Raw genomic sequence first — 23,105 nt, forward strand, 5'->3', positions numbered from 1 at the left:
GTATGGTCCTTCTATATGGAACGATTACCCTATATCGATGAGCATGCCATAACCGTCGACGCGGAGCGCGCCGACACCTGGTCGGCGCTGCTGCGGGTGATGTGCCGGGACCCGGGCGACCCGTCGACCCCGCCTATCGGCTTTGCGCTGGACGAGGCGCGGCCGCCTGCGCGGTTCGCGCTGAAGGGCTGTCATCCCTTCGCGGTGTACCGGTGGGTGTTCGAGTTGGAGCCCCTGACCGGCGGCCGCACCCGCGTGCGCTCGGCGACCTGGGCGGCCTTCCCGGGCCTGCACGGCAAGGTCTACCGGGCACTCGTCATCGGCACCGGCGGGCACCGCCTCGCCGTCCGGTGGACGCTCAAACGCATCGCGGCGGCCGCCGGGCGGGCCGATTACACGGACGTCTTCGAAGTGCCACTCCCGCAAGGCGACTCACGCACCGCCGAGCAGACGTTCCGCGATGCGGTCGGGCGGGGCGCGGGCGGCGGCGTTGTTCCGTGGATCCACCGCCACGTGCTGAGATTCCGCCTCGGGCCGTATTCGTCGCCCGAGCACATCATCGGCTGGACGATCGCGCGTTCGGATCGCGACGAGCTCGTGCTGACGGCGCGCGGGCCGCTGATGCGCGGCGAGTTGACGCTGCGACGCCAGGACGGTCGGCGCGCCAGCCTCACCACTCGCGTGCAGTACGGCCGCAAAACCGCCGCCCGAACGGTCTGGGCTTTCGTCGGCCCGCTGCACCGGGCCGTGGCGCCGCGGCTGATGAAGCGCGCCGCGGTGTGGCAGCGTATACCGGCATGACCGAGCCACCGACCGCGCTGGACGTCGTCGACGGAATCGACCTGTCCGGCAAGGTCTGTGTGATCACCGGCGCGTCGTCCGGCTTGGGGCGCGAGGCGGCCCGTGCGCTGGCCGCCGCCGGCGCGCACGTCGTCCTGGCCGCCCGCAACCCGGCGGCGCTGGCGGAGGCGGCGCGGTGGATCGCGGCCGAGGTGCCCGGCGCGCGGACCTCGGCCGTCGAGCTCGACCTCACGACGCTGGCGGGCGTCGCGGCGGCGGCGGCCGCGATCGGCGACATCGCCCCGGCCATCGACGTTCTGATGAACAACGCCGGCGTGATGTTCACACCGTTCGGCAGGACGCGCGATGGATTCGAGATGCAGATCGGCACCAACCATTTCGGGCACTTCGAACTGACCCGGCTCCTGGTGCCGCAGCTCGCCGCCGCCGGCGGGGCCCGCATCGTGAACCTGTCGTCTGCGGGCCACATCATGGGCGACGTCGACTTCGACGATCCCAACTGGGAGCGCCGCGAGTACGACAAGTTCGTCGCCTACGGCGCGTCCAAGACGGCGAACATCCTGCACGCCGTGGCAGCCGACCGCCGCCTGCGCGACGCGGGAATCCGCGCCTACGCCGTCCATCCCGGCACCGTGGCCACCTCGCTCGCGCGGCACATGTCGCGGGCGGACTTCTCCCGGCTGCGCAAACCGACGGGCGAGCGGCTCGACGTCACCACGCCCGACCGCGGCGCGGCCACCCAGGTGTGGGCGGCGGTCAGCCCGGAGCTGGCCGGCCTGGGCGGCCTGTATCTCGAGGACTGCCGGGTCAGCCAAGCCGTGGCGCCCTACGCTCGCGACGAGCAGCGCGCGGACCGGTGGTGGGAGCTCTCCGAGGAGCTCACGGCCGGGGCGGCTCGCTCCACTCGCGGGACAGCCGCGACGTGAACGACGGCGGCCGGCGCTCGAGGAAGGCGGCCACCCCCTCGCGCGCGTCCGCGCCGCCCATCACCCGTTGGTGCAGCCGGGTTTCCAGCGCGGCGACCTGGCGCGGGGTGTAATTGTTGATCGCGGTGTCCCACAGCAGCCGCTTGCATAGCGCCGCCGACATCGGCGCCACGTTGACCGCGATGTCGCGCGCCAGCTCCACCGCGTGGTCGAGCACCCGCTCGGCCGGCATGGCCCGGTTTGCGATGCCGAGCGCCACGGCCTCGGCCCCGCCGAAGGTTCGCCCCGTGAGCAGGATGTCGGCGGCCACCCCCAGAGTGGTCAGCTGCGCCAGCGTCCAGTGCGACATGCAGTCGGGGATCACCCCCCGGCGGACCTGCACCACACCGTATTTGGCGTCCTCGGCAACGATGCGCAGGTCGGCCTGCAAGGCGATGGTCAGGCCGATGCCGATCGCGTGGCCGTTGAGGGGGGCGATCACCGGCTTGCGCAACTCGAACGCGGCCGGGGTGATCGGTGACGCCGAGAACTCCGCGGCGGGGGCGTCGAATGGGCTTGTGTCGCCGGAGAAGTCGGCCCCCGCGCAGAAGGCGCGGCCCGCGCCCGTCACGACGATGGCCCGGACATCGTCGTCACGGTCGCACTCGGCGTATGCGCTGCTCAGCAGCGCGCCCATCTCGGCGGTGTAGGCGTTGAGCCGCTCGGGCCGATTGAGCGTGAGCACCGCCACGCCCGCGTCGACGTCGACCGTCAGATCCGGGCTCATCGCAGGGCCGGGGCGCGGTGCAGGGCGCCGATCAGGTCGGCGACGTCCGCGGCGCGCGGCGTGTAGCCGGGAAAGTAACAGCACACCTCGTCGGCGTGTTCGGAGAACCGGGCGGCGATCTGCTCGGCGCATTGCTCGGGCGTGCCGACGACGCCGATCCGGGCCACCATCTCGTCGCCGATCAGCCGGCGCATGTCTGCGAAGCGGCCCTGCTTGGACAGCGCGTTGAGCTCGGACTGCACGTCGCCCCACCCCTCGGCCTCGAGCACGGGGAGGTAGGCAGGGGTCGAGCCATAGAACGAAATGAGCGCTGCCACACCGTTGACCGCGGCGGCCAGGTCGGCCTCGTCGCGGCCGACGGCGACCATGGCCTGGGCGATGATCTGGAATCCGTCGGAAGATCGACCCGCGCGGCGCAGCCCGTCGGCGACCGCGGGGACGGTGCGTTCGGCAAAGTGGCGGGCGCTGTTGAACGGCATCACCAGCAGCCCGTCGGCCACCTCGGCGGCGGTGCGCGTCATCACCGGACCCAACGCGCCCAGCAGCACCGGCGGTGGTCCGAACGGGTTGGGCCCCGGGTTGAAGTTGGGCGCCATGATGGTGTGGGTGAAGAACTCGCCGCGAAAGTCCAGCCGGCGCCGGCCTTCCCAGGCCGCGAAGATCGCCTTGATCGCCGCAATGGTTTCGGCCATCCGCGCCGCGGGGCGCTCCCACCTACTGCCGTAACGCTTTTCGATATGGGCCTTCACCTGTGAGCCCAGGCCGAGCCGGAACCGGCCCCCGCTGTAGAGCTGTAGGTCGTAGGCGGCGTGCGCCAGGTGCAGCGGGCTGCGCGGCGGGGCGATCGCCACGTTGGTCATCAGGTCCAGGTCGGTCGCGCCGGCGGCGATGATCAGCGGGAAGAACACGTCGTGCTGGCCCTCGAAGGTGAACAGACCGTCGGCTCCCGTCGCGGCGATGTCGGCGGCGCTGGCCGCCGCATCCACCGGTGAGCCGCTGACCTGCAGCTGTACCTTCATCTATTCCCCTGTCGAGCTATTCGGAGAGCTGGAACTCAACCACCTCGGCGACCGCGGCCACGGCCTCGCGGAGCGCGGCCAGCCGCTCGGCGGCCGACGGCGCCGACAGCACCGCGTACCGGTCGGCGGTGCCGATGGGGATGCGAGACGCCAACGCGTACAGGCGTTGTCCGGGATCGTCGGCCGTATCGGGGCCCAACAGGTCCGCGCGGTCCGGCAGCGCCACGCCGCGAGCGTCGGCGATCCGCTCGAACAGCGCCATCACCCGGTCCTCGACCTCCAGCAGCTGGGCCGGGGTGACCGGGTCCCCCGGCTCGTCGGGCCACAGCGTCACCGTCGCGCGCGGGTAGGGATCGTCGGGCAGCCATTCGGACACCCGGATCCGTTCACCGGTCCGGCAGCGCATCAAGTAGCGGCCCGCGCCGTGTTCGACGCATTCGGTGATCCGGGACAGCACGCCGACATCGCAGCGCGCGTCGCCGCCGCCGACCTCGCGGCCCCGGGCGATCAGCACCACGCCGAACGGGTCGCCGGTGTCGAGGCAGTGCCGGACCAGCGCGCCGTAGCGCGGCTCGAAGATCCGCAGCGGCAGGTCCTGGTCGGGCAGCAGGGCCGACTCCAGCGGGAACATCGCCAGCTCCATCAGATCTCCAGCTCGCCCACCAGCGCGTCGACGACGGCCCGCAGGTCGCCGTCGTGTTCCTCGGCCACCCGGCGCTGCCGCTGGTACGAGGCGCCCCGCCTGGGGATATCGGCCACCGCGGCCAGCTCGTCGACACAGTTCAACGATTTGGCCACGGGCTCAAGGTGATTCAGCACCTCGTCGAGATCCTCGGTGACCAGCCGCTCGTTGCTGTCGGCGTCCTGGATGATGATCGCGTCCAGCCCGTAGCGCGCGGCGCGCCACTTGTTCTCCTGGTTGTGCCACGGCGGCATGGTCGGCAGCGTCTCGTCGGCTTCCAGCCGGCGGTCCAGGTCGACCACCAGGCAGTGCGTCAACGCGACCAGCGCGCTCAGCTCCCGCAGGTTGGAGACGCCGTCACAGACCCGCACCTCGATGGTGCCCAGGTGCGGCGAAGGCCTGATGTCCCAACGGACTTCGTCGACATGGTCGATGATGCCGGTCTTCTTCTGGTCGTAGACGAAGCCTTCGAACTCCGCCCAGGTCTGGAATTGGAACGGCAGGCCGGCGGTCGGCAACTGCTGGAACATCATCGCGCGGTTGCTGGCGTACCCGGTGTCCACGCCGGTCCACCACGGCGAGGATGCCGACAGCGCCAACAGGTGCGGGTAATACTTCAGCAACGACGTCATGATCGGCATCACCTTGTGTGCCGAGGAGATTCCGACGTGCACGTGCACGCCCCAGATCAACATCTGACGCCCCCACCATTGGGTGCGCTTGATGAGTTCGGCATACCGGGGTGCGTCGGTGAGCTTCTGGGTCGACCACTGCGCGAACGGGTGTGCGCCGGCACAAAACAGCTCCATTCCCCGGTCGCGGACGATCCGGTGCGCGGGGCCCAGGGTCTCCCGCAGATCCTCCATCGCCTCCGACGTGGAATGGCAGACACCGCTGACGACTTCGACCGTGTTGCGCAGCAACTCCTTGTGCACTCGCGGGTTTTCGCCGATCTCGGCGATGACCGCCGTGGCCTCGTTGCTCAGGTCGCGGGTCTGCGCATCGACGAGCGCGAACTCCCACTCCACGCCGAGGGTCGGCCTCGGTGAACGGGCGAAATCGATGCGCGCGTGGGCCCTGTTAGCCGGCACCGATTACACCGCACGCGACCCGCTTGCCGGCGTCACCGGTGGTCATCGTCATCTGGTCGGGCCCCGGTGTTCCGTTGGTCTGGCTGTAGCGCTCCGGCGGGATGTTGGCGAAGTTGTCGGCGCCCGCGTGGATGATGATCGCGGTCTTCTCGCCGGTGACCAGGTCGTCCATGGCGAAGGCGTCCGTCGTGGTCATCATCATCGCGGACCCGTCCTTGCGCACCTGGAGCGAGGTCAGGTCACCGCTGGCGGGCTCGGCGGCGTGCCCGGACACTTGGAAGTGCCCGCCGGCGGACAGGAAATCACCGGGCGCGCCACCGGTCGGGGCGACGGAGTTGGGCTCGCACTTGCCGACCTTGTGGATGTGCACGCCGTGGAAGCCGGGCGTCAGGACTCCGTTGGCCGTCGTCTCGATGGTGACGGTGGCGTAGCCGTTGTTGAACTGGAAGGTCGCGGTCGCGACCTGGGTGCCGTCAGGCGCCTTCAGGTGGGTGACGATGCTCGGCCCCGACGGCGCGGCCACGGGCCCGCCCTCCGGTGTCCCGGTTCCCGACGGCGCCGGCGAACCGGTCCACACCGCCGGCGTGGTGCCCAGCGAGGACGAGGCGTGCTGGGGCGACGAACACGCCCCCAGCAGGGCGACGGCGGTGGCTGCGGCAAGCGCGGACATGGTGACGGCGGCAGTGCGGTGACCAGCGAGCTGAGGCATAGCGGAAGCCTAACCGCTTCGGCGGTCGTCAGCCCGTAACGAGCACGATGACCCCGGGCGGTTGGCCGGCCAGCGCGGGAATGCGGGGTTCGACCGGCGCGCCCAGGGTCTTGCCCACCGCGTCGGCGGTTGCGTGCTCGTCGTCGGCGTCGGTGTAATACACCGTGGTGGCCGACACCTCCGGCACGGTCAGGTTGTCGACCTTGGTGACGTTGAAGCCCGCGGCCGTGAGCTGATCCTTGGTGTGGGCGGCGACGCCCTCCCTGGCCGAGATGTTGTACACCTGCACCTCGGACCGGTTGCCCGCGGGCTTAGTGCTCGTCGGCGTGGCCGAGCTGGTGGTGGCCGACGTGGAGACCGCGGCCGACGAGTCCTCGTCGGAGCTGCCGGACGACCCCAGCGCCTGCCAGCCGAGCAGCAGGAAAATGACCCCCAGGAACAACAGCACCATCACCATGGCACGCAGGGGAAGCCCCGTGGAGTCGGGGACTCGCTCTTTCATCGAGCCCACTGTAGCGAGTCAGGTCACCTCGAAGCCGAGGCGCCGCGCGGCCCGGGCCTTCTGGCGGCTGGCACGCAGCCGCCGCAACCGCTTCACCAGCATCGGGTCGGCGGCCAGCGCCTCCGGCCGATCCACGAGCGCGTTGAGCACCTGGTAGTAGCGCGTCGCCGACATCGAGAACAGCTCTTTGATTGCTTCTTCTTTTACGCCCGCGAATTTCCACCACTGACGTTCGAAGGCGAGGATGTCGTGCTCGCGGCGGGTGAGGCCATCTGCGATCTCGGCATCGTCCCCCGATCGATTTGCCCGCGCCATGGCGCTGTCCATATAGCTTCCCCTGGACCCTTCCGGCGAATTCTCGGCTGCTGTGGATGACTTGACTTACCTGAGGGCGTGTTTCGGCGAATATTGAACCACGGCGCAAACCCTCAAGCCGTCATCCAGACCCGCGAGTCGGCCGATTGCCTCAGATTGCCCGAGCGAACATGGCCGGCTTGGGCGCGCACGGGCGTGCGGTAGCTTAGCCGACCATGGCAGTCGTACCGATCCGGATCGTCGGGGATCCGGTCTTGCACACCCCGACGCAGCCGGTGCCCGTCGGCGCGGACGGGTCGTTGCCGGCGGACCTGCCGAAGCTGATTGCCGACATGTACGAAACGATGGATGCCGCGCACGGAGTCGGCCTGGCCGCCAACCAGATCGGCGTCGCGTTGCGGGTCTTCGTCTACGACTGCGCCGACGACCGCGGCCGGACGGACCGCCGCCGCGGCGTGGTCGTCAACCCGGTGCTGGAAACCTCAGAGGTACCGGAGACCATGCCGGATCCGGACACCGATGACGAGGGCTGCCTCTCCGTCCCCGGCGAGTCGTTCCCCACCGGCCGCGCCACCTGGGCCCGGGTCACCGGCCTGGATGCCGACGGCAAGCCGGTCGAAATCGAGGGCACCGGCCTGTTCGCGCGGATGCTGCAGCATGAGACGGGTCACCTGGACGGCTTCCTGTACCTCGACCGCCTGATCGGTCGCCACGCCCGCAGCGCCAAACGCGCCGTCAAGTCGCACGGCTGGGGCGTGCCGGGCCTGTCATGGCTGCCCGGCGAAGGGCCGGACCCCTTCGGCCACTGATGTTCTCGTGGCCGGACCTGGGCACGCGGGTGACGCTTCGCTACCGGCGCCCGAAAGGCTCCGTCCCGCCGCTGACCGATGCGGTGGGCCACCTGCTGGCGGTCGAGCCGGTGGTGCGGGTTCGGACCAAGACGGGCGCGGTGGTCGAGGTGGCCGCCGACGACGTGGTCGCGCTGCGGGTGCTTACCGACGCGCCGGTACGCACCTCGCAGATCCGGGCGCTCGAGCACGCGGCCGCCGCGGCGTCGCCCGGCAGAGAACGGGCCTGGCTCGAGGGCTGGCTGCTGCGCGCCGGGGAAGGGGTCGATTACGCTGTGCCGCTCGATGTTTCGGCACACGTGGGCACCGTTGCGGCCATCGCGGAATGGTATGAGCGCCGCGGCCTGACACCGCGACTGGCGATCCCGGATCGCTTGTTGCCGCTGCCGCCGGGGCTGAGCGCCCAACACACGGAACGCGTTCTGGTCCGCGACGTCTCCGCTTCGGCAGCGGTCGAACCCACCACCGACGGCGAGCCGGCGCTCGCGCGGGCGACCGTGACCGACGCACCCGACGGCACGCGGTGGGTGGGGCTGTCACCCACGGGGGCCGCCGATGACCCGGCGACCGCGGCGGCGTGCGAGGCGGTGTTGGCCTGGGCCGCGGCGCGCGGGGCGACTCGCGCGTATCTGGTCGTCCCGGAAACCGGTTCGAAGGCGCTCGCCGACGCGCTCGGCTTCCGGGCGCACCATCGCCGCCGCTATTTTCCGGCCCGCTCCCTCGGCTGGGATACGGTCTAGCGATGATTGATGGCGGCGACCCGCAGCGCCCGGCTTCGCCGCGCTTGCGATCGCCGCTGCGGCTGGCCACCTGGAACGTGAATTCGATCCGCAGTCGCCTGCCCCGCGTCGTCGACTGGCTGGCCCGCGCCGAGGTCGACGTGCTGGCCATGCAGGAGACCAAGTGTTCCGACGGCCAATTTCCCACTCTGCCGTTCTTCGAACTCGGCTACGAGGTGGCCCATGTCGGGTTCAATCAGTGGAACGGCGTGGCGATCGCCTCCCGAGTGGGTCTCGACGACGTGCAGATCGGCTTCGACGGCCAGCCCACCTGGAGCAGCAAACCGGAGGTCGCCGCGACGGCCGAGGCCCGCGCGCTGGCGGCCACCTGCGGCGGCATCCGGGTCTGGAGCCTGTACGTGCCCAACGGGCGCGCGCTGGGCGATCCGCACTACACCTACAAGCTGGAATGGCTTGCCGCGCTGCGTGATACGGCGGCCGGCTGGTTGCGCGACGATCCCACCGCCCAGATCGCGCTGGCCGGCGACTGGAACATCGCACCGACCGACGACGACGTCTGGAGCACCGAGTTCTATGCCGGCGCCACCCACGTCTCCGAACCGGAGCGCCGTGCGTTCGGCGCCATCGTCGACGCGCAATTCGCCGACGTGGTAAGGCCTTTCGCGCCCGGCCCGGGCGTATACACCTACTGGGACTACACCCAGTTGCGGTTCCCGAAACGGCAGGGCATGCGTATCGATTTCATCCTCGCCTCCCCGGAATTGGCCGGCCGCGTGACGGACGCCCAGATCGTCCGGGAGGAACGCAAGGGGAAGGCCGCCAGCGATCACGCGCCGGTGCTGATCGACATTAGCCACGCCTAAATGGAGTTTTGGCGCATTCTCGCCGCAACCACACCCAGGTTAAGGTCAGGCAAATTAAATGCGGCTGCTCGTTGTCTGCGGGTTTGCAAGGTGGCAGGCTTTGCTTTTGTTAGAGGCGGATACAATATTTTTTTGCCGTTAACGAAGCGTTCAGCGGGTATATCTCGGTGATGGCGCGGGTTTCGCGGCACGGGCAGAAAGCCAGGGAGTCAGCATGAGTGTCATCGGCGGAGCGGTACGAGGCGTGAGCCAGGCGGTGAGTCGCGCGGCGACAACGACCACCGCGGCCGCCGGCGCTGTGGGTGGCGCGGCGGTCAACGGAGTCATCGGCGGTGTCACCGGAGCCGCCGAGGGCGTCAAAAAGGGAATGAGCAGCGGCAGCCATTCGGCGCCCGCTGCCGCGGTGGCCTTCGGCGCGCTGGGCGTCGCGGGACTGGTCGAGTGGCCGGTGCTGCTGGCGGTCGGCGGCAGCGCCCTTCTGCTGCAACGGCTGAGCCGCAAGCGGGAGCCGGCCAAGGCGAGCCTCAAGGCGGTACCGGTGGAGCCGGCACCGCAGAAGGCCGCTCCGCAGAAAGCGGCACCGCAGAAAGCGGCCGGCAAGTCGACGGCCAAGAAGGCCGCCGGACGCCGGGCCGGCAGCGCCCAGTTGCGTAGCACCAACTAACGGGACCTGTTCCCTAACGCTTTGAGCATTGCGACCGCGATACGACGATCCATGCCGTTGCGCGCCGTCGCGACGGGCGTCCGGGCGACCACCTCACTGGTCGAGGCAAGCATCACGATCGCCGCGATTCCCCTGCGCGAGGGCGCGCGGGCGATCTCGGGCGAACTGCCCCAAGACATACCGGCAACGCTGAGCCGGCGGTGCTGGCGCGGTGAGGACCGCGCCTGGATCGAGGTGCGTGGGCTGGACGGCGCCCGAGACGGCGAACTCGGATGCGCCGTGCTCGACGCGGTGCTGGCCCACCCCGGGATCGCGTCGGCGGCCCTGAACTACCCGCTGTCGCGGGTGGTGGTCACCATCGGCGACGCGGACATGTCCCTGCGCGAGCTGTGCCACATCATCGAAGCCGCCGAGAAGGATTGCGCCCCAAAAAAAGTCGCGAGGCCGGTGGCACCCCCGACGAGTCTGCCGGGCGATGGTCTGGTGCTGGCGACCCGGACCGCGACGGCGGCCGCCAGCGCGGCAGGGCTCGGCATAGCGCTGACCGGACGGGCGCTGCGCTGGCCACGCATGCCCATCGGTGTCCTGGCGGCCGTGGTGGCCGTCGACTACCAACCGTGGCTGCGCCGCCTGCTCGAGGATCGCATCGGCCGGCCCGCGACCGACACCGTGCTTGCCCTGGCGGTGACGACCGCGGAGACCCTCACGCTGTCTCCCGCGTCGCTGTCGGTGGGTCTGTTGATGCAGTCGCTGAAAGCCGCCGAATGCCGCGCCGAGGCGCGGGCCTGGGTTCGGCACGAACCGCAGCTGGCCGCTCACGCCGATCACCCACACGTTGACGCGTCGGCGGGGTCGAAGCCGCCGCGCGGTCGCCCCGACGATCACCACGGCGACCGATTCGCGCTCGTCCAGGCGATCAGCGCCGGGGTGGTCGGCGCCACCACCCGCAACCTGCACCAGGCGGCCCTGGCCGTCCTGGTGACCACCCCCGCGGCCAACCGCACCACGCCCGAGGCCTTCGCGGCGGCGCTCGGCCAGGGATTGGCCGAGCGGCACGCGGTCCTCGCGTTGCGTCCGGAGGCGCTGCGCCGCCTGGACCGGGTGGACGCGATCGTCATCGACCCGCGCGTGCTCTGCACCAAGAGCTTGCGGGTGTCGCTCATCCGCGGCGCCCGGGAAGCCGAGCTGTCCGCGGCGTGGTCGCGCGCCCAGCTGTTGCTGGAGAAGAATCGGTTGCGGCCGGGCTGGCACCCGGTGCCCGGAATCGCGGCCAGTGAGCCGACTGCCGAGGTGGAGGCTCTTTTCTGCTTCACGCACGATCCGTTGGCGTCGGCCGTCGTCGCCGAGGCGCACCGGACGGGATCCGAATTGGTTTCGGTCGAGGACGATTCGCTGGGTGAATTGCGCCCCGCGTTCGACGAGATCGGGCCGCTGCAGCGGGGATCGATCGACGACGCCCTGGCCCGCGCAGTGGCGGATCTGCGGGAGGCGGGCCGCACGGTCGCGGTGCTGTCATCGCCCGGGGCTCAAGCGATTTGGTCGGCCGACGTGGCGCTGGGCATGATGCCCGAGCCCGGGGCCGGTCCGCCGCCTTGGTACGCCGACCTGCTGCTGCCCGACCTGGCGGCCGCCTGGCGGGTGCTGCACGCGCTCCCGGCGGCCCGGGCCGCCGCCCAACGCGGCGTAGGGATCTCGGCCGGCGCGACGGCGATGGGCTCGTTGCTGATGATCCCCGGTGTTCGCGGCATCGGGCGCGGGCCGGTGACCAGCGGCGCGGCGGCGGGACTGATGTCGGGATATCTGTTGGCGCGCGGCATCCTCAAGGCGGACACCCCGCGGCCGGCCCCCGTGCAGGAATGGCACGCGATGGCGGTCGAGCACGTCCGCCGGGCGTTGCCGCCGGCCGCCTCGAAGCCGGCCGGCGATCCGGGGCAACTCGCGCTGGCGGCCCTCGGTGCCCCGCGCCCGGAAACGCGCGCGCACGCCTTCCTGCAGTTCGTGGCCGCCGTTCGCGCCGAGCTCACCGACCCGCTGACCCCCGTGCTGGCGCTCGGCTCGGCCGCCAGCGCGGTGCTCGGTTCGCCGGTCGACGCAGTCTTGGTCTTCTCGGTGCTGGCCGGCAACTCCATGCTCGCGGCCAGCCAGCGGCTGCGCGCCGAAAACCGGCTCAATCACCTACTGGCACAACAGATCCCACCGGCCCGCAAGGTGATGTCCGACGGCGCCGGGGATCGGGTGTACGGCGACGTCATCGCGGCGCAGCTGCAGCCCGGCGACGTCATCGAGGTGCGCACCCACGAGGTGGTGCCGGCCGACGCCCGGATCATCGAGGAGGTCGACGTCGAGGTCGACGAGTCGACGCTGACCGGTGAATCGCTGTCGGTGTGCAAGCAGGTCGAGCCGACGCCCGGCGCCGCCCTCGCCGAGCGCCGCTGCATGCTGTACGCCGGGACGACCGTGGTGGCGGGCACCGCGGTGGCGGTGGTGACCGCCGTCGGGGCGGACACGCAGGAACGCCGCGCCGCCGAGCTGGTGTCCGGCGACCTGTCGTCGGACATCGGTCTGCAGCATCAGCTCAGCCAGCTCACCAACCAGGCCTTCCCGGTCAGCATGACGGGCGGCGCGCTGGTCAGCGTGCTGGGGCTGTTGCGGGGCTCGGTCCTGCGCCAGGCGGTCGCCAGCGGCATCGCCATCGCCGTCGCGGCGGTTCCCGAGGGAATGCCGTTGGTGGCGACCCTGGCGCAAGCGGCGTCGGCGCGGCGACTGACGAAGTTCGGCGCGCTGGTGCGCGTTCCGCGTTCGGTGGAGGCGCTCGGCCGCATCGACGTCGTCTGCTTCGACAAGACCGGAACGCTCAGCCAGAACCGCCTGCGTGTGGCCGAGGTCGTCGCGGCGCCGGGAACATCGCGCGAAGAGGTGCTGCGCTGTGCCGCGCACGCCGCGCCGGCGTCCAACGGCGGACCGCACGTGCACGCCACCGACGTCGCCATCATCGAGGCCGCCGCGGGGGTGAACGGGCACAACTCGAACGCACCCGTCGCGCATCTGCCGTTCCGCTCCGGCCGGTCGTTCTCCGCGTCCGTTACGGACACCGAGCTGGCCGTCAAGGGTGCGCCCGAAGTGGTGCTGGCGGCCTGCGGCAACGTGAGCCCGACCCTGGAGGAGACCGTCGCTGAGATGGCCGGCAACGGCCTGCGGGTGATAGCGGTGGCGCGGCGGCAGCTGAGCCCGGCCCAAGCGGCGGCAATCCGGCGGGAGCCCGACGACATCGCCGATTTCGCCCGGGACGGGCTGACCCTGACCGGGTTCCTGGGTCTGTCCGACACCCCCCGCGCCGAAGCCGCCGGCCTGCTCGCGGACCTGCGTCGGCTTTCGGTGGGCGTCAAGCTGATCACCGGGGACCATCCGATCACCGCCAAAGCCATCGCCGAGGAGCTCGGGCTGAGCGTGACCGCCGAACAGGTGATCAGCGGCGCCGAATGGGATGCGATGTCGCGCAAGGATCAGGAACGCGTGGTGACCGAGCGGGTGATCTTTGCCCGGATGACACCCGAGAACAAGGTCCAGGTCGTTCAGACGCTCGAAAGCGCGGGCGTGCGCACCGCGATGGTCGGCGACGGGGCCAACGACGCGGCCGCGATCCGGGCCGCCACCGTCGGCATCGGGGTCGTCGCAGGCGGCAGCGACCCCGCGCACATGGCGGCCGACGTGGTGCTGGTCGAGGCCCGCATCGAGGGCCTGCGGCACGCCATCGAGGAGGGCCGCCAACTCTGGCAGCGGGTGCAGGCCGCCGTGTCCGTGCTGCTCGGGGGCAACGCCGGTGAGGTGTTGTTCGCCATCGTCGGCAGCGCGATCACCGGGACCTCGCCGCTGAACACGCGGCAGCTGCTGCTGGTGAACATGATGACCGACGCCCTGCCGGCGGCGGCCCTCGCGGTGAGCAAGCCCAGCGGGCCGGTCGACCCGGGCATCCGGGGCCCCGATCAGCCCGCGTTGTGGCGCGCCGTCGCCATCCGCGGCGTCACCACGGCGGCCGCGACGACGGCGGCGTGGGCCATGGGAAGCGTCACCGGTCGCCCGCAGCGCGCCTCCACGGTCGCGCTGGTCGCCCTGGTCGGCGCCGAGCTGGGTCAAACGCTGCTGGATTCACATGCCCCGCTGGTGGTGTTCACCGCGGCGGGCTCGCTCGCGGCGATGGGGACGCTGATCAGCATCCCGGTGGTCAGCCAGTTGCTCGGCTGCACACCGCTGGGTCCCGTCGGCTGGGCGCAGGGGCTGGGATCAGCTGCCGCGGCGACCGTCGCGATCGGCGTGGCGAATCGTGCGCTGACGGGTCCGGACAAATCGGCCGATGCACCCGCTGCGGTGCGCGAACCTCGACGACCCCGGCCCGCCATAACAGCGCATAGAGTTCCAGTAACGGCACCTTCAGCACCAGAGCAATAGAGGAAACTAGCGGATCGCCCCCGGTGTCGGTCATCGTCGACATAGGTCCGACGGTGGTCCCGCCACCCGGCGAGTCGGCAAACCCTTCGTTACCGAAAGGCAAATGATGGCGGAAAAGAAGTCACGCAGGGGGACATCGCAGCGCGATGCGGTGCAAAAGATCCGCGAAGGCGAAACGTTCCACGTCAACCTTCCGGTGCTCGGTCAGATGGAGATTCCCCGCCCCGAACAGCTGGCCTACTTCGGGGGCCTGGCCGCCCTGGCGGCGCTCGAACTCATCGATTGGCCGGTGGCCGTGGTGATCGCCGCCGGACACCTCCTGGCCAGCAACCACCACAACAAGATCCTCGAAGAGCTCGGCGAGGCGATGGAAGAGGCCTGACAGCGGGTCAAGCGGTCCCGACGACGTTGTCGAACCGCAGCGTGACCCGGGTGCCCCCCGCGGTGCGAAGCGTGTCGACGTGATCGGCCAGCCCGCCGATCAGGGTCAGACCCCGACCGCGCCGCCGGCTGCGCAGGCTCGCCGAGGAATCGCCCACCCATCGCCCGGTGTCGCTGACCGTGACCGCGACCGTCTGCCGGCGCAGGAAGGCCTCCACCGACACCGTTCGGCGCGGCTCGCCGTCGCTGCCGTGCTCGATCGCGTTGGTCACGGCCTCGCCGGTCGCCAGCAGGATGTCCATTTCGCGCTTGGGGTCGACGTTGACGCCGGCCAGCCATTTGTGTAACCGCTCGCGCGCCACGGGAATCTGCCCCGGCGCGGCCGTCACCACGGTGGCGAAGCTGCGCGGGGAATCGTGGCTCGGCCGCAACGCGAGCACGACGACGTCGTCGCGGTAGCCGGCGGGCGGGGCCATCCGGGACAGCAACTCGGTACAGACCGCCTCCACCGGAAGGTCGACGCATTCCGCGGCCGCGGCTTTCAGACGGCCGAGCCCGTCGTCGAGCGGCTCGCCGGCGCGCTCGATGAGCCCGTCGGTGTAGAGCAGGATCAGGCTTCCCGGTGGCAGATTCGCCGTCGCGGTGGCATCGGAGGGATAGCGCTGCGCATCGTGTTCCTTGACGGCCACCGGTAGACGCCGCCCGGACGTCAGGAACACCGCGCGATGGTCGGGAAAGACCAGCAGCGGATAGGGGTGGCCGGCGCAGCTGTACCGGACGGTGGCGCAACCGGTCTCCGGTTCGGTCTCGACGAGCGCGTAGGCCACCGTCGCGCAGCGCGCGCCCGCGACGCTGGCCCCGTATCGGTCCAGCGCTCCCAGCACCGCGCCCGGTTCGCCCGCGGTGAGGGCCGATGCGGCCACCGCAGCGCGCAGTCTGCTCATCACGATCGCGGCGGCCAACCCGTGTCCGACGACGTCGCCCACCGATATCCCGACCCGGCCGGCGCGATCCAGCGGGGTCACCGAATACCAGTCGCCGCCGACGCGCATCGCCTCACCGGCGGGCTGGTAAACGGCGGCCACCACCGCGGCGGTCGAGCCCCGGTCCAGATCCAGCAGATGCTCCTGGAAGTCGACGGCGATGCGGTGTTCGCGCGCCATGACGCGAACCCGGTCCAACGCCGAGGACGTCAGCTCGGCCATGCGGCTGAACGCGTCGAGTTCGGCGGCGTCGAACCGGCGCGGCGCGGACCACAGCAGGCCCAGCACGCCGATGACGCGGCCCGTGTGATCCCGCAACGGATGGGCGACGCAGGCCCGAACGCTGTCGGCGGTGTCCTGCACCGCGTGCTGGTAGCGCGGGGGCAGGTCGAACGTGTCCGTGATGACCATCGGCTCGCCGGTGCGCACGACGTCGGCCCCGACCACCGGGGAGTCGAGCTCGGTCACGTGGTAGCGGTCGCGCAATTCGCCGGGTAGGTCGCCGGCGTATTCGAACCGGATGTGGCGTTCGCCGTCGAGAACGCCGATCGTGACGGCGGCGGCGTCGGCCGAGCCGAATGGCGACTCCAGCAAGGCATCCAGAATGCCGGCGATCGAGTCGGTGGCCTGCAGAGCGGAGTCGAGGGGCACCAGATCGGAGGCCGCCGCCCGCCGCTGGCGGTCGCGCTCGCGGGCCACCGCGGACAGCCGCGACTTCACCCGGTCGATCAGCTCCTGGGATCGGAACGGCTTGGGCAGGTAGTCGTCGGCCCCACCGGCATAGCCCTCGTCGATCGCCTCCGCGCCGGCCCGGGCCGACAGCATGAGGACCGGCGTCGCGGCCAATTCGGGGTCCCCCCGGATGGCCGCCACCAGTCCGAAGCCGTCGACGCCGGGCATCATGACGTCGGTGACGACCGCGTCCGGGCGCAGGCTCCGGGTCGCCGCCAGCGCCGACTCGCCGTCTGCGGCAAGGACCGTCTCCCAGTGGGGCGACAGCACCCGGTCAAGATGGTCCCGCATGTCGGCGTTGTCGTCGGCGATCAACACCAACTGTCGAGCCCCCTCGGCCGCAGCCGCCGGCGAGTCACGCTCCGGAATCGGCGCCAGCCATTGGCGGGCCTCCGCCACGTACGGGTTGGTCTCGTCCAGCGGGCCGGCGGGTGACTGATCGACCGCCGTGCCGGCCGATGGCGGCAGCCGGATGGTTACCGTTGTGCCACAGTCCAATTCGCTGTCGATCTGCACGGTTCCGCTGTGCAGCTCGACAAGCCCGCGCACCAGCGAGAGCCCGATGCCGGTGCCCTCCACGCTGCGGCCGCGAAGGTTGTCGGCCCGGTAGAAGCGTTCGAACAGGCGGTCCAAATCCTCGGCGGCGATCCCCACTCCGGTGTCGCGCATGGTGACGACGCAGTGCGCGGGCTCGGCCCGCACCTCGACCGAAATCGAGCCCCGCAGAGTGTATTTGACCGCGTTCGACAGGAGGTTCAGGACGATCGTCTCCCACATGCCAGGGTCGACGTCGGCCAGCACCGGGGAACAGTTCACCACGAGATCGAGCCCCGCCCGGTGGCACAGTTCGGTGAAAGACGATGCTATGTGGGCGGTCAGCGCGCCGACGTCGGTACACGCGAACTTCGCGTTCGCGCGGCCGGCCTCGATGCGGGAGAAGTCGAGCAGCGAGTCCACCAGGCGCTGCAGGCGCCGCGCGTTGCGGGCCGCCGTGCTCAGCCGGTCCGCCAGTAGGCTTCCCGGCGCCGCTTCGGACAGCGCATCGTCGAGGGGCCCGAGCAGCAGCGTCAGGGGCGTGCGGAACTCGTGGCTGACGTTGGTCAGGAAAGCCGTTTTCGCGCGGTCCAATTCGGCCAGCGCGTCGGCCCGGCGTCGCTGCTGTTCGTAGGAGACGGCGGAGGCGAACGCCGCGGACAGCTGGTCGGCCAGCAGTTGGCAGAACCCGCGGTACATCGCATCGAGGGGACGCCGCGGACTGACCCCGATCACCACCGCCCCGGCGTTGGAGGTTTCTCCCAGCGGCAAAACCAGGGCCTGCCGGGGAGAGTTCTCGCCGAAACGCTCTGTGATGCCCGGGATTACGTCCTCGAGCCGGTCGATGACGCGCGTGGCACGGGCACGTGGCGTCGTGTCCCAACCGCTGAGCTCGGACAGCGAGCGGGGCAGCAGCGGCCGGATCGCCGGCGTGGCCCCCCGCAGTGTGCTGTCGCGCGCCGCCTCGTCGTCCGCCACGTAGACGGCAATGAACGGCAAGTCCAGCGGCTGCGCATCGCATACCGCGACGGTGCTGCTCACCGCGTCATCGATGGCATGCGCGTCCATCACGGCGGTCGCCACCGTGTTGAGCAGGTGGAGCCGACGCTCACTCAACACCCGGTCGGTCGTTTCGATCACCGGGCAGAAAACGGCGGTGACCGCACCCTCGCCGCCGATGATGGGGCTGTAGGTGAAGGTGAAATACCGCTCCTGGGACTGACCGCCCGTGATCAGCGTCAGCATGAGGTCGTCGGACCAGGTCGCGACACCGGTGTCCATCACGCTGGTGAGCATCGGGGAGATCTGCTCCCAGATCTCCCACCACACCTGCTCCGCGGGGCAACCCAGGGCCGCCGGGTGCTTGTCCCCCAGGATCTGCGCGTAGCCGTCGTTGTACATCAAGAACAGATTTTCCGGCCCTAACCAGAGCACGATGGGGAACCGCGAGGTCAGAGCGATCGCCACGGCCGCGCGCACCTCGGCCGACCAGTCCCGCGGCGACCCCAAAGGATGGTTCTCCCAGTCGAATTCGGCGAAACGGCGGCCCATCTCGCCGCCCAGTTCGACCGCAGCCGCCAAGTCGGCCGGCAGCCTCGGGTTCATTGCCGTCGCTTGTGCTGCAGAGCCTCGGGCAGCGTCGGGTAGATGTCGAAGATCCGATCCAGTTCGGTCACCTCGATCGGCCGAAGCACTTGGTCGTTGTTCGCGACCAGGCGGACGGCCGTCCCGGCTTCCTTGCCTTCGTCGTGGCAGTCGAGCACGGCGTTCAACGCCGCGCTCCCGAAGAAGTCGACGGCTTGCAGGTCGACGACGACCAGCCGGGCCGGGTGACTCTCGGCCAGTTTGAGCGCGGCGGTCAGGTGAGCGGTTACCTCGTCGACGGTACTGGAGTCGACGGCGCCCGTAACCCGCACGACGACCGCACCTTCGAGAGACTCATGTTCCACCGCCAACAACTCCAGCGCCTTTCCCGGTCGTCCGAATGCGCGGGACGCGCCGTTCGGAGTGTCTAGGAACACTAACTGTTTGCGGGCTGCCGCGTTCGCGTATTCCTCTGGTTACCCGGCAGACTCGGCGGAAATCCGTTCATGCACCGTCAGCAGCAGATGATCGAACTGACTCTGCAGAGTGGCGGTCGAGCCCTCGAGGGTGGTCACCTCGGTGAGCAGTTGCCGGGCCAGCGCGCGCAGCTTCACGTTGGTCTCTTGCGACCGCCATTGCAGAACGCGGAAGGCCTGCTCGGCGCTGACCCGGTAGACGAACATCAGCACGCCCTTCGCCTGCTCGATCGCCGCGCGGTTTTCGAAGAGGTCCGGGAGGGCCTCGTCGAGCACCTCTTGCCGGGTCTCGTCGAAGGTGTTGGTGAGGTCGATGTAATAGCCCGCGGTACCCACCACGGCACCCGACTCGTCGTGCATGCGGTCGGCCACGACGATCGCGTCGTGCACGTTGCCGGCAGTGTCGAGGAACCGGTGCCGACTGGAGAAGGACTCCGCCGACTGCAGGGCGTAGTCGAGCACCTCCTGGACGTGCCGACGGTCCTCGGGGTGCTTGTGCGACAACAACAGCTTCGTCGTGGGCTCGACGGCGCCCGGTTCGTAGCCGTGCATCCTGGCCACCTCGTCGGACCACTCCCAGCGCTCGCCGATGAACCAGAACCGGAAGGCGCCGACGTTGAGATGGCGGGCGACGGCCTCGACCGGGCTCAGCTGTGGGCCGCTGCGGGAGGCGTCGGGTGTCGGCCCGTCCGTTTCCCCTTGCTCGTGCACGTTTGCATCCTCGCACCCGGGGGATCACACCGGCTACCGCCCTGACCAAAAGGCCCGCCCACATGCCAGGAGGTCCGGGGTGGGGGTAACGTCGCGTGCGGACCATCCAAAAACGCGGGAGCGCACGTCGAATGCGCTGAGAGGACGGCTCGGGGCCGTCGACCGTACGAACCTGACCGGGTAATGCCGGCGTAGGGAGATGAAGAAAAATGACCTTGGAAAAAACCCCCGTCCTTTCCCAAGCCGTCGAGGCTTCCGTCACCACGGGACCCATCGCAGGCAGCAGCAAGGTCTACCGCGACGTCGAGGGGTTCCCCGGCGCACGCGTCCCGTTCCGGCGCGTGCACCTGTCCACCGGGGACCACTTCGACCTCTACGACACCTCCGGCCCCTACACCGACGCGGAAGCGGTCATCGACCTGACGTCCGGGCTGCCGGCTCGGCCGGGGGTGGTCCGCGACCGCGGCACCCAGCTGCAGCGGGCCCGGGCCGGCGAGATCACCGCGGAGATGGCATACATCGCCGCCCGCGAGGACATGCCGGCCGAGCTGGTGCGCGACGAGGTCGCCCGCGGCCGCGCGGTGATCCCCGCCAACCACAACCACCCCGAGATCGAACCGATGATCATCGGCAAGGCCTTCGCGGTGAAGGTCAACGCCAATATCGGCAACTCCGCGGTCACGTCCTCGATCGCCGAGGAGGTCGACAAGATGGTGTGGGCCACCCGCTGGGGTGCGGACACCATCATGGACCTGTCCACCGGCAAGAACATCCACGAAACCCGCGAGTGGATCCTGCGCAACTCCCCCGTCCCGGTCGGCACCGTGCCCATCTACCAGGCGCTGGAGAAGGTGAAGGGCGACCCCACGGAACTGACGTGGGAGATCTACCGCGACACCGTGATCGAGCAGTGCGAGCAGGGCGTGGACTACATGACCGTGCACGCCGGCGTGCTGCTGCGCTACGTGCCGCTGACCGCCAAGCGGGTCACCGGCATCGTGTCCCGCGGTGGGTCCATCATGGCGGCCTGGTGCCTGGCTCATCACCGGGAGTCGTTCCTCTACACCAACTTCGAGGAGCTCTGCGACATCTTCGCGCGCTACGACGTCACCTTCTCGCTCGGTGACGGGCTGCGGCCGGGTTCGATCGCCGACGCCAACGACGCCGCGCAGTTCGCCGAGCTGCGCACCCTGGGCGAGTTGACGAAGATCGCGAAAGCCCATGGCGCGCAGGTGATGATCGAGGGACCGGGCCACGTCCCGATGCACAAGATCGTCGAGAACGTGCGGCTGGAAGAGGAGCTGTGCGAGGAGGCGCCGTTCTACACGCTGGGCCCGCTGGCCACCGACATCGCGCCGGCCTACGACCACATCACCTCGGCGATCGGCGCGGCGATCATCGCCCAGGCCGGCACCGCGATGCTGTGCTACGTGACGCCCAAGGAACATCTGGGGCTGCCGGACCGCAAGGACGTCAAGGACGGGGTGATCGCCTACAAGATCGCCGCCCACTCCGCGGACCTGGCCAAGGGGCATCCGCGCGCCCAGGAGCGCGACGACGCCCTTTCGACCGCGCGGTTCGAGTTCCGCTGGAACGACCAGTTCGCGTTGTCGTTGGATCCCGACACGGCAAGGGAATTCCACGACGAGACCCTGCCGGCCGAACCCGCCAAGACGGCGCACTTCTGCTCGATGTGTGGGCCCAAGTTCTGCTCCATGCGGATCACCGCCGACGTTCGGGCCTACGCCGCGGAGCACGGACTCGACAGCGAGGAGGCGATCGAGGCCGTCATGAGCGAGGGCATGGCCGAGAAGTCGCGCGAGTTCGCCGAGCACGGCAAGCGGGTGTACCTGCCGATCACCCAGTGAGCTACCTCCCGCTGGCTCCGCCGGGCACCACGCCGCTGCGGGTGCTGTCCATCGCCGGATCCGACTCGGGGGGTGGCGCGGGCATTCAGGCCGACATGCGCACCATGGCACTGCTGGGCGTGCACGCCTGCGTGGCCGTTTCCGCGGTCACCGTGCAGAACACGATGGGCGTCAAGGGGTTTCACGAGGTTCCACCCGACGTGGTCGCCGATCAGATCGAGGCGGTGGTCACCGACATCGGCGTCCAGGCCGCCAAGACCGGAATGCTGGCATCGTCTCCGATCATCACCGCGGTGGCCGAGACGTGGCAGCGGCTGGGGTCGACGGTACCGCTCGTCGTCGATCCGGTGTGCGCGTCCATGCACGGGGATGCACTGCTGGAGGCGTCCGCCCTGGATGCCCTTCGCTCACAACTGTTTCCGTTGGCCACCCTGGTCACGCCGAACCTCGACGAGGTGCGGTTGCTGGTGGGCATCGATGTGGTGGACGCGCAGTCACAGCGGGCTGCCGCCAAGGCGTTGCACGCGCTGGGACCGCGGTGGGCGCTGGTCAAGGGCGGACACCTGCGGTCATCCGACCGCAGCTGCGACCTGCTTTACGACGGTGCCTCCTGCTACGAGTTCGATTCGGAACGGTTGCCGGGCGGCAACGACCACGGCGGCGGCGACACGCTGGCCACGGCCATCGCCTGCGCGCTGGCGCACGGCTTCGCCGTGCCCGACGCGGTCGGGTTCGGGAAGCGATGGGTCACCGAATGCTTGCGCGCCTCCTATCCGCTGGGCCATGGCCACGGCCCCGTCTCCCCCCTGTTCCGGCTGCTATGAACCTCAACCAGATCGCGGGCATCGCGCACGAACCCGAAGGGCCGGCCGCCGGGGTGGTGGTGCTGACCCATGGCGCCGGCGGGAACCGGGATTCGCCGCTCCTGCAACAGGTTTGCGACGAATGGGCGCGGCGCGGCTGGCTCGCCGTCCGGTACAACCTGCCCTACCGGCGGCGCCGCCCCACCGGACCGCCGTCCGGCTCGGCCGCCGCCGACCGCGCCGGGATCGTCGAGGCGATCACGCTGTGCCGCGGCCTCGCCGACGGCCCATTGATCGCCGGCGGGCATTCCTATGGCGGTAGGCAGACGTCCATGGTGGTGGCCGCCCGCGAGGCATCGCCTATCGAAGTGGACCTGTTGACGCTGTTCTCGTATCCGGTGCATCCCCCGGGGAAGCCGGAGCGGACCCGCACCGAGCACCTGCCCGACATCAGGGTGCCGACCGTGTTCACGCACGGGACGTCGGATCCCTTCGGAACGCCCGACGAGTTGCGCGCCGCCGCCGCGCTGGTCACCGGCACGACCGCCGTCGTCGAGATCGCCGGTGCGCGACACGATCTGCGCTCCAAGACCCTGAACGTGGCGGCGCTGGCAGTCGACGCCGCTCTGCAGCTGCTCGGGCGCAATTAGACAGTTTGGAC

At 70.1% G+C, this 23,105-nt stretch carries 21 protein-coding genes, 1 pseudogene and 1 riboswitch; of the genes and pseudogenes, 11 read left to right on the forward strand and 11 right to left on the reverse strand.

All coding sequences use genetic code 11. From position 1 onward, the window contains the following. The first annotated feature begins 15 nt into the window (after positions 1-15). Together H7J89_RS21965 and H7J89_RS21970 are read left to right on the forward strand one after the other, a co-directional pair. Positions 16-801 carry a DUF2867 domain-containing protein gene (locus H7J89_RS21965; RefSeq protein WP_264046626.1) on the forward strand — a complete coding sequence of 262 codons (786 nt, stop codon included), beginning with the start codon at positions 16-18 and terminating at the stop codon, positions 799-801. Next, a complete protein-coding gene (locus H7J89_RS21970; protein WP_264046628.1) occupies positions 798-1,727 on the forward strand; it encodes an SDR family NAD(P)-dependent oxidoreductase in 930 nt (309 codons plus the stop codon). Before H7J89_RS21965 ends, H7J89_RS21970 begins: the two co-directional genes overlap by 4 nt. Here the strand turns inward: H7J89_RS21970 and H7J89_RS21975 are convergent. Genes H7J89_RS21975 through napA form a run of 7 tightly spaced genes read right to left on the reverse strand, consistent with a single transcriptional unit; the run spans position 1,681 to position 6,823 of the window. Further along, positions 1,681-2,493, reverse strand: a complete 813-nt coding sequence (locus H7J89_RS21975; RefSeq protein ID WP_264046631.1) for an enoyl-CoA hydratase-related protein — start codon at positions 2,491-2,493, stop codon at positions 1,681-1,683. The genes H7J89_RS21970 and H7J89_RS21975 overlap by 47 nt on opposite strands. Then, a complete protein-coding gene (locus tag H7J89_RS21980; protein ID WP_264046633.1) occupies positions 2,490-3,512 on the reverse strand; it encodes a TIGR03617 family F420-dependent LLM class oxidoreductase in 1,023 nt (340 codons plus the stop codon). The genes H7J89_RS21975 and H7J89_RS21980 overlap by 4 nt, the downstream gene beginning before the upstream one ends. A gap of 16 nt (positions 3,513-3,528) precedes the next feature. Then, entirely contained in the window at positions 3,529-4,155 is a 627-nt protein-coding gene (locus tag H7J89_RS21985; RefSeq protein WP_264046635.1) for an LON peptidase substrate-binding domain-containing protein, read from the reverse strand. Then, entirely contained in the window at positions 4,155-5,285 is a 1,131-nt protein-coding gene (locus H7J89_RS21990; protein WP_264046637.1) for a glutamate--cysteine ligase, read from the reverse strand. Before H7J89_RS21990 ends, H7J89_RS21985 begins: the two co-directional genes overlap by 1 nt. Continuing rightward, positions 5,275-5,994, reverse strand: coding sequence for a superoxide dismutase[Cu-Zn] (sodC, locus tag H7J89_RS21995; RefSeq protein ID WP_264046639.1), 720 nt, complete (start codon positions 5,992-5,994; stop codon positions 5,275-5,277). Before sodC ends, H7J89_RS21990 begins: the two co-directional genes overlap by 11 nt. A 28-nt stretch (positions 5,995-6,022) precedes the next feature. Further along, positions 6,023-6,496: a LytR C-terminal domain-containing protein gene (locus H7J89_RS22000; protein WP_264046641.1), complete on the reverse strand. Its 474-nt coding sequence runs from the start codon at positions 6,494-6,496 to the stop codon at positions 6,023-6,025. An 18-nt stretch (positions 6,497-6,514) separates the two neighbouring features. Next, positions 6,515-6,823 carry a nucleoid-associated protein NapA gene (gene napA, locus H7J89_RS22005; protein WP_007167558.1) on the reverse strand — a complete coding sequence of 103 codons (309 nt, stop codon included), beginning with the start codon at positions 6,821-6,823 and terminating at the stop codon, positions 6,515-6,517. Between the two features lie 203 nt (positions 6,824-7,026). Here napA and H7J89_RS22010 point away from each other — a divergent pair, with 203 nt between their 5' ends. The 5 genes from H7J89_RS22010 to H7J89_RS22030 all read left to right on the forward strand — a co-directional run bounded on the left by H7J89_RS22010 (position 7,027) and on the right by H7J89_RS22030 (position 14,372). Next, positions 7,027-7,620 (forward strand): peptide deformylase, encoded by a 594-nt coding sequence (locus H7J89_RS22010; RefSeq protein ID WP_264046651.1) that lies wholly within the window; start codon positions 7,027-7,029, stop codon positions 7,618-7,620. Continuing rightward, positions 7,620-8,399 (forward strand): GNAT family N-acetyltransferase, cg3035/Rv0428c family, encoded by a 780-nt coding sequence (locus tag H7J89_RS22015; protein ID WP_264046653.1) that lies wholly within the window; start codon positions 7,620-7,622, stop codon positions 8,397-8,399. Before H7J89_RS22010 ends, H7J89_RS22015 begins: the two co-directional genes overlap by 1 nt. Positions 8,400-8,455: 56 nt before the next feature. Then, positions 8,456-9,262, forward strand: a complete 807-nt coding sequence (locus H7J89_RS22020; RefSeq protein ID WP_067738482.1) for an exodeoxyribonuclease III — start codon at positions 8,456-8,458, stop codon at positions 9,260-9,262. Positions 9,263-9,476: 214 nt separating this feature from the next. Beyond that, positions 9,477-9,926, forward strand: coding sequence for a hypothetical protein (locus tag H7J89_RS22025; protein ID WP_264046655.1), 450 nt, complete (start codon positions 9,477-9,479; stop codon positions 9,924-9,926). 51 nt (positions 9,927-9,977) lie between these two features. Next, a complete protein-coding gene (locus H7J89_RS22030; RefSeq protein ID WP_308205140.1) occupies positions 9,978-14,372 on the forward strand; it encodes a cation-translocating P-type ATPase in 4,395 nt (1,464 codons plus the stop codon). Here H7J89_RS22030 and H7J89_RS22035 read toward each other — a convergent pair. Next, positions 14,338-14,415 (reverse strand): annotated as a pseudogene (locus H7J89_RS22035) (hypothetical protein); the annotation flags it as partial. The gene H7J89_RS22030 and the pseudogene H7J89_RS22035 sit on opposite strands and share 35 nt — an antisense overlap. 63 nt (positions 14,416-14,478) lie before the next feature. Between H7J89_RS22035 and H7J89_RS22040 the strand changes: the two are divergent. Continuing rightward, positions 14,479-14,754 carry a hypothetical protein gene (locus H7J89_RS22040; RefSeq protein ID WP_264046657.1) on the forward strand — a complete coding sequence of 92 codons (276 nt, stop codon included), beginning with the start codon at positions 14,479-14,481 and terminating at the stop codon, positions 14,752-14,754. A gap of 7 nt (positions 14,755-14,761) precedes the next feature. Here H7J89_RS22040 and H7J89_RS22045 read toward each other — a convergent pair whose 3' ends face one another. The 3 genes from H7J89_RS22045 to H7J89_RS22055 form a co-directional block, all read right to left on the reverse strand. Further along, on the reverse strand, positions 14,762-18,607 hold the full coding sequence (locus H7J89_RS22045) for an ATP-binding protein (RefSeq protein WP_264046659.1): 3,846 nt from the start codon (positions 18,605-18,607) through the stop codon (positions 14,762-14,764). Next, positions 18,604-18,966 (reverse strand): STAS domain-containing protein, encoded by a 363-nt coding sequence (locus H7J89_RS22050; protein WP_264046887.1) that lies wholly within the window; start codon positions 18,964-18,966, stop codon positions 18,604-18,606. Before H7J89_RS22050 ends, H7J89_RS22045 begins: the two co-directional genes overlap by 4 nt. Before the next feature lie 96 nt (positions 18,967-19,062). Then, the gene (locus H7J89_RS22055; protein WP_264046889.1) at positions 19,063-19,713 is read right to left on the reverse strand and encodes a PAS and ANTAR domain-containing protein; all 651 of its coding nucleotides are present in this window, start codon (positions 19,711-19,713) and stop codon (positions 19,063-19,065) included. A 164-nt stretch (positions 19,714-19,877) separates the two neighbouring features. Continuing rightward, positions 19,878-19,988: riboswitch (TPP riboswitch) on the forward strand. Between H7J89_RS22055 and thiC the strand changes: the two genes are divergently transcribed. From thiC to H7J89_RS22070, 3 genes are all read left to right on the forward strand, one after another. Continuing rightward, entirely contained in the window at positions 19,983-21,641 is a 1,659-nt protein-coding gene (thiC, locus tag H7J89_RS22060) for a phosphomethylpyrimidine synthase ThiC (RefSeq protein ID WP_264046660.1), read from the forward strand. It overlaps the preceding riboswitch by 6 nt. Further along, positions 21,638-22,465, forward strand: coding sequence for a bifunctional hydroxymethylpyrimidine kinase/phosphomethylpyrimidine kinase (gene thiD / locus H7J89_RS22065; protein WP_264046662.1), 828 nt, complete (start codon positions 21,638-21,640; stop codon positions 22,463-22,465). The genes thiC and thiD overlap by 4 nt, the downstream gene beginning before the upstream one ends. After that, positions 22,462-23,094: an alpha/beta hydrolase family protein gene (locus tag H7J89_RS22070; protein ID WP_264046664.1), complete on the forward strand. Its 633-nt coding sequence runs from the start codon at positions 22,462-22,464 to the stop codon at positions 23,092-23,094. The genes thiD and H7J89_RS22070 overlap by 4 nt, the downstream gene beginning before the upstream one ends. Positions 23,095-23,105 lie beyond the last annotated feature (11 nt).

The sequence above is a fragment of the Mycobacterium paraffinicum genome (assembly GCF_025822865.1).
Lineage (GTDB): Bacteria > Actinomycetota > Actinomycetes > Mycobacteriales > Mycobacteriaceae > Mycobacterium > Mycobacterium paraffinicum.

Coding starts and splice junctions, on each gene's coding strand:
- H7J89_RS21965 (WP_264046626.1), top strand. CDS start 16: ATGGAACGATTACCCTATATCGATGAGCATGCCATAACCGTCGACGCG.
- H7J89_RS21970 (WP_264046628.1), top strand. CDS start 798: ATGACCGAGCCACCGACCGCGCTGGACGTCGTCGACGGAATCGACCTG.
- H7J89_RS21975 (WP_264046631.1), bottom strand. CDS start 2,493: ATGAGCCCGGATCTGACGGTCGACGTCGACGCGGGCGTGGCGGTGCTC.
- H7J89_RS21980 (WP_264046633.1), bottom strand. CDS start 3,512: ATGAAGGTACAGCTGCAGGTCAGCGGCTCACCGGTGGATGCGGCGGCC.
- H7J89_RS21985 (WP_264046635.1), bottom strand. CDS start 4,155: ATGGAGCTGGCGATGTTCCCGCTGGAGTCGGCCCTGCTGCCCGACCAG.
- sodC (WP_264046639.1), bottom strand. CDS start 5,994: ATGCCTCAGCTCGCTGGTCACCGCACTGCCGCCGTCACCATGTCCGCG.
- H7J89_RS22000 (WP_264046641.1), bottom strand. CDS start 6,496: ATGAAAGAGCGAGTCCCCGACTCCACGGGGCTTCCCCTGCGTGCCATG.
- napA (WP_007167558.1), bottom strand. CDS start 6,823: ATGGACAGCGCCATGGCGCGGGCAAATCGATCGGGGGACGATGCCGAG.
- H7J89_RS22010 (WP_264046651.1), top strand. CDS start 7,027: ATGGCAGTCGTACCGATCCGGATCGTCGGGGATCCGGTCTTGCACACC.
- H7J89_RS22015 (WP_264046653.1), top strand. CDS start 7,620: ATGTTCTCGTGGCCGGACCTGGGCACGCGGGTGACGCTTCGCTACCGG.
- H7J89_RS22025 (WP_264046655.1), top strand. CDS start 9,477: ATGAGTGTCATCGGCGGAGCGGTACGAGGCGTGAGCCAGGCGGTGAGT.
- H7J89_RS22030 (WP_308205140.1), top strand. CDS start 9,978: ATGCCGTTGCGCGCCGTCGCGACGGGCGTCCGGGCGACCACCTCACTG.
- H7J89_RS22040 (WP_264046657.1), top strand. CDS start 14,479: ATGGCGGAAAAGAAGTCACGCAGGGGGACATCGCAGCGCGATGCGGTG.
- H7J89_RS22045 (WP_264046659.1), bottom strand. CDS start 18,607: ATGAACCCGAGGCTGCCGGCCGACTTGGCGGCTGCGGTCGAACTGGGC.
- thiC (WP_264046660.1), top strand. CDS start 19,983: ATGACCTTGGAAAAAACCCCCGTCCTTTCCCAAGCCGTCGAGGCTTCC.
- H7J89_RS22070 (WP_264046664.1), top strand. CDS start 22,462: ATGAACCTCAACCAGATCGCGGGCATCGCGCACGAACCCGAAGGGCCG.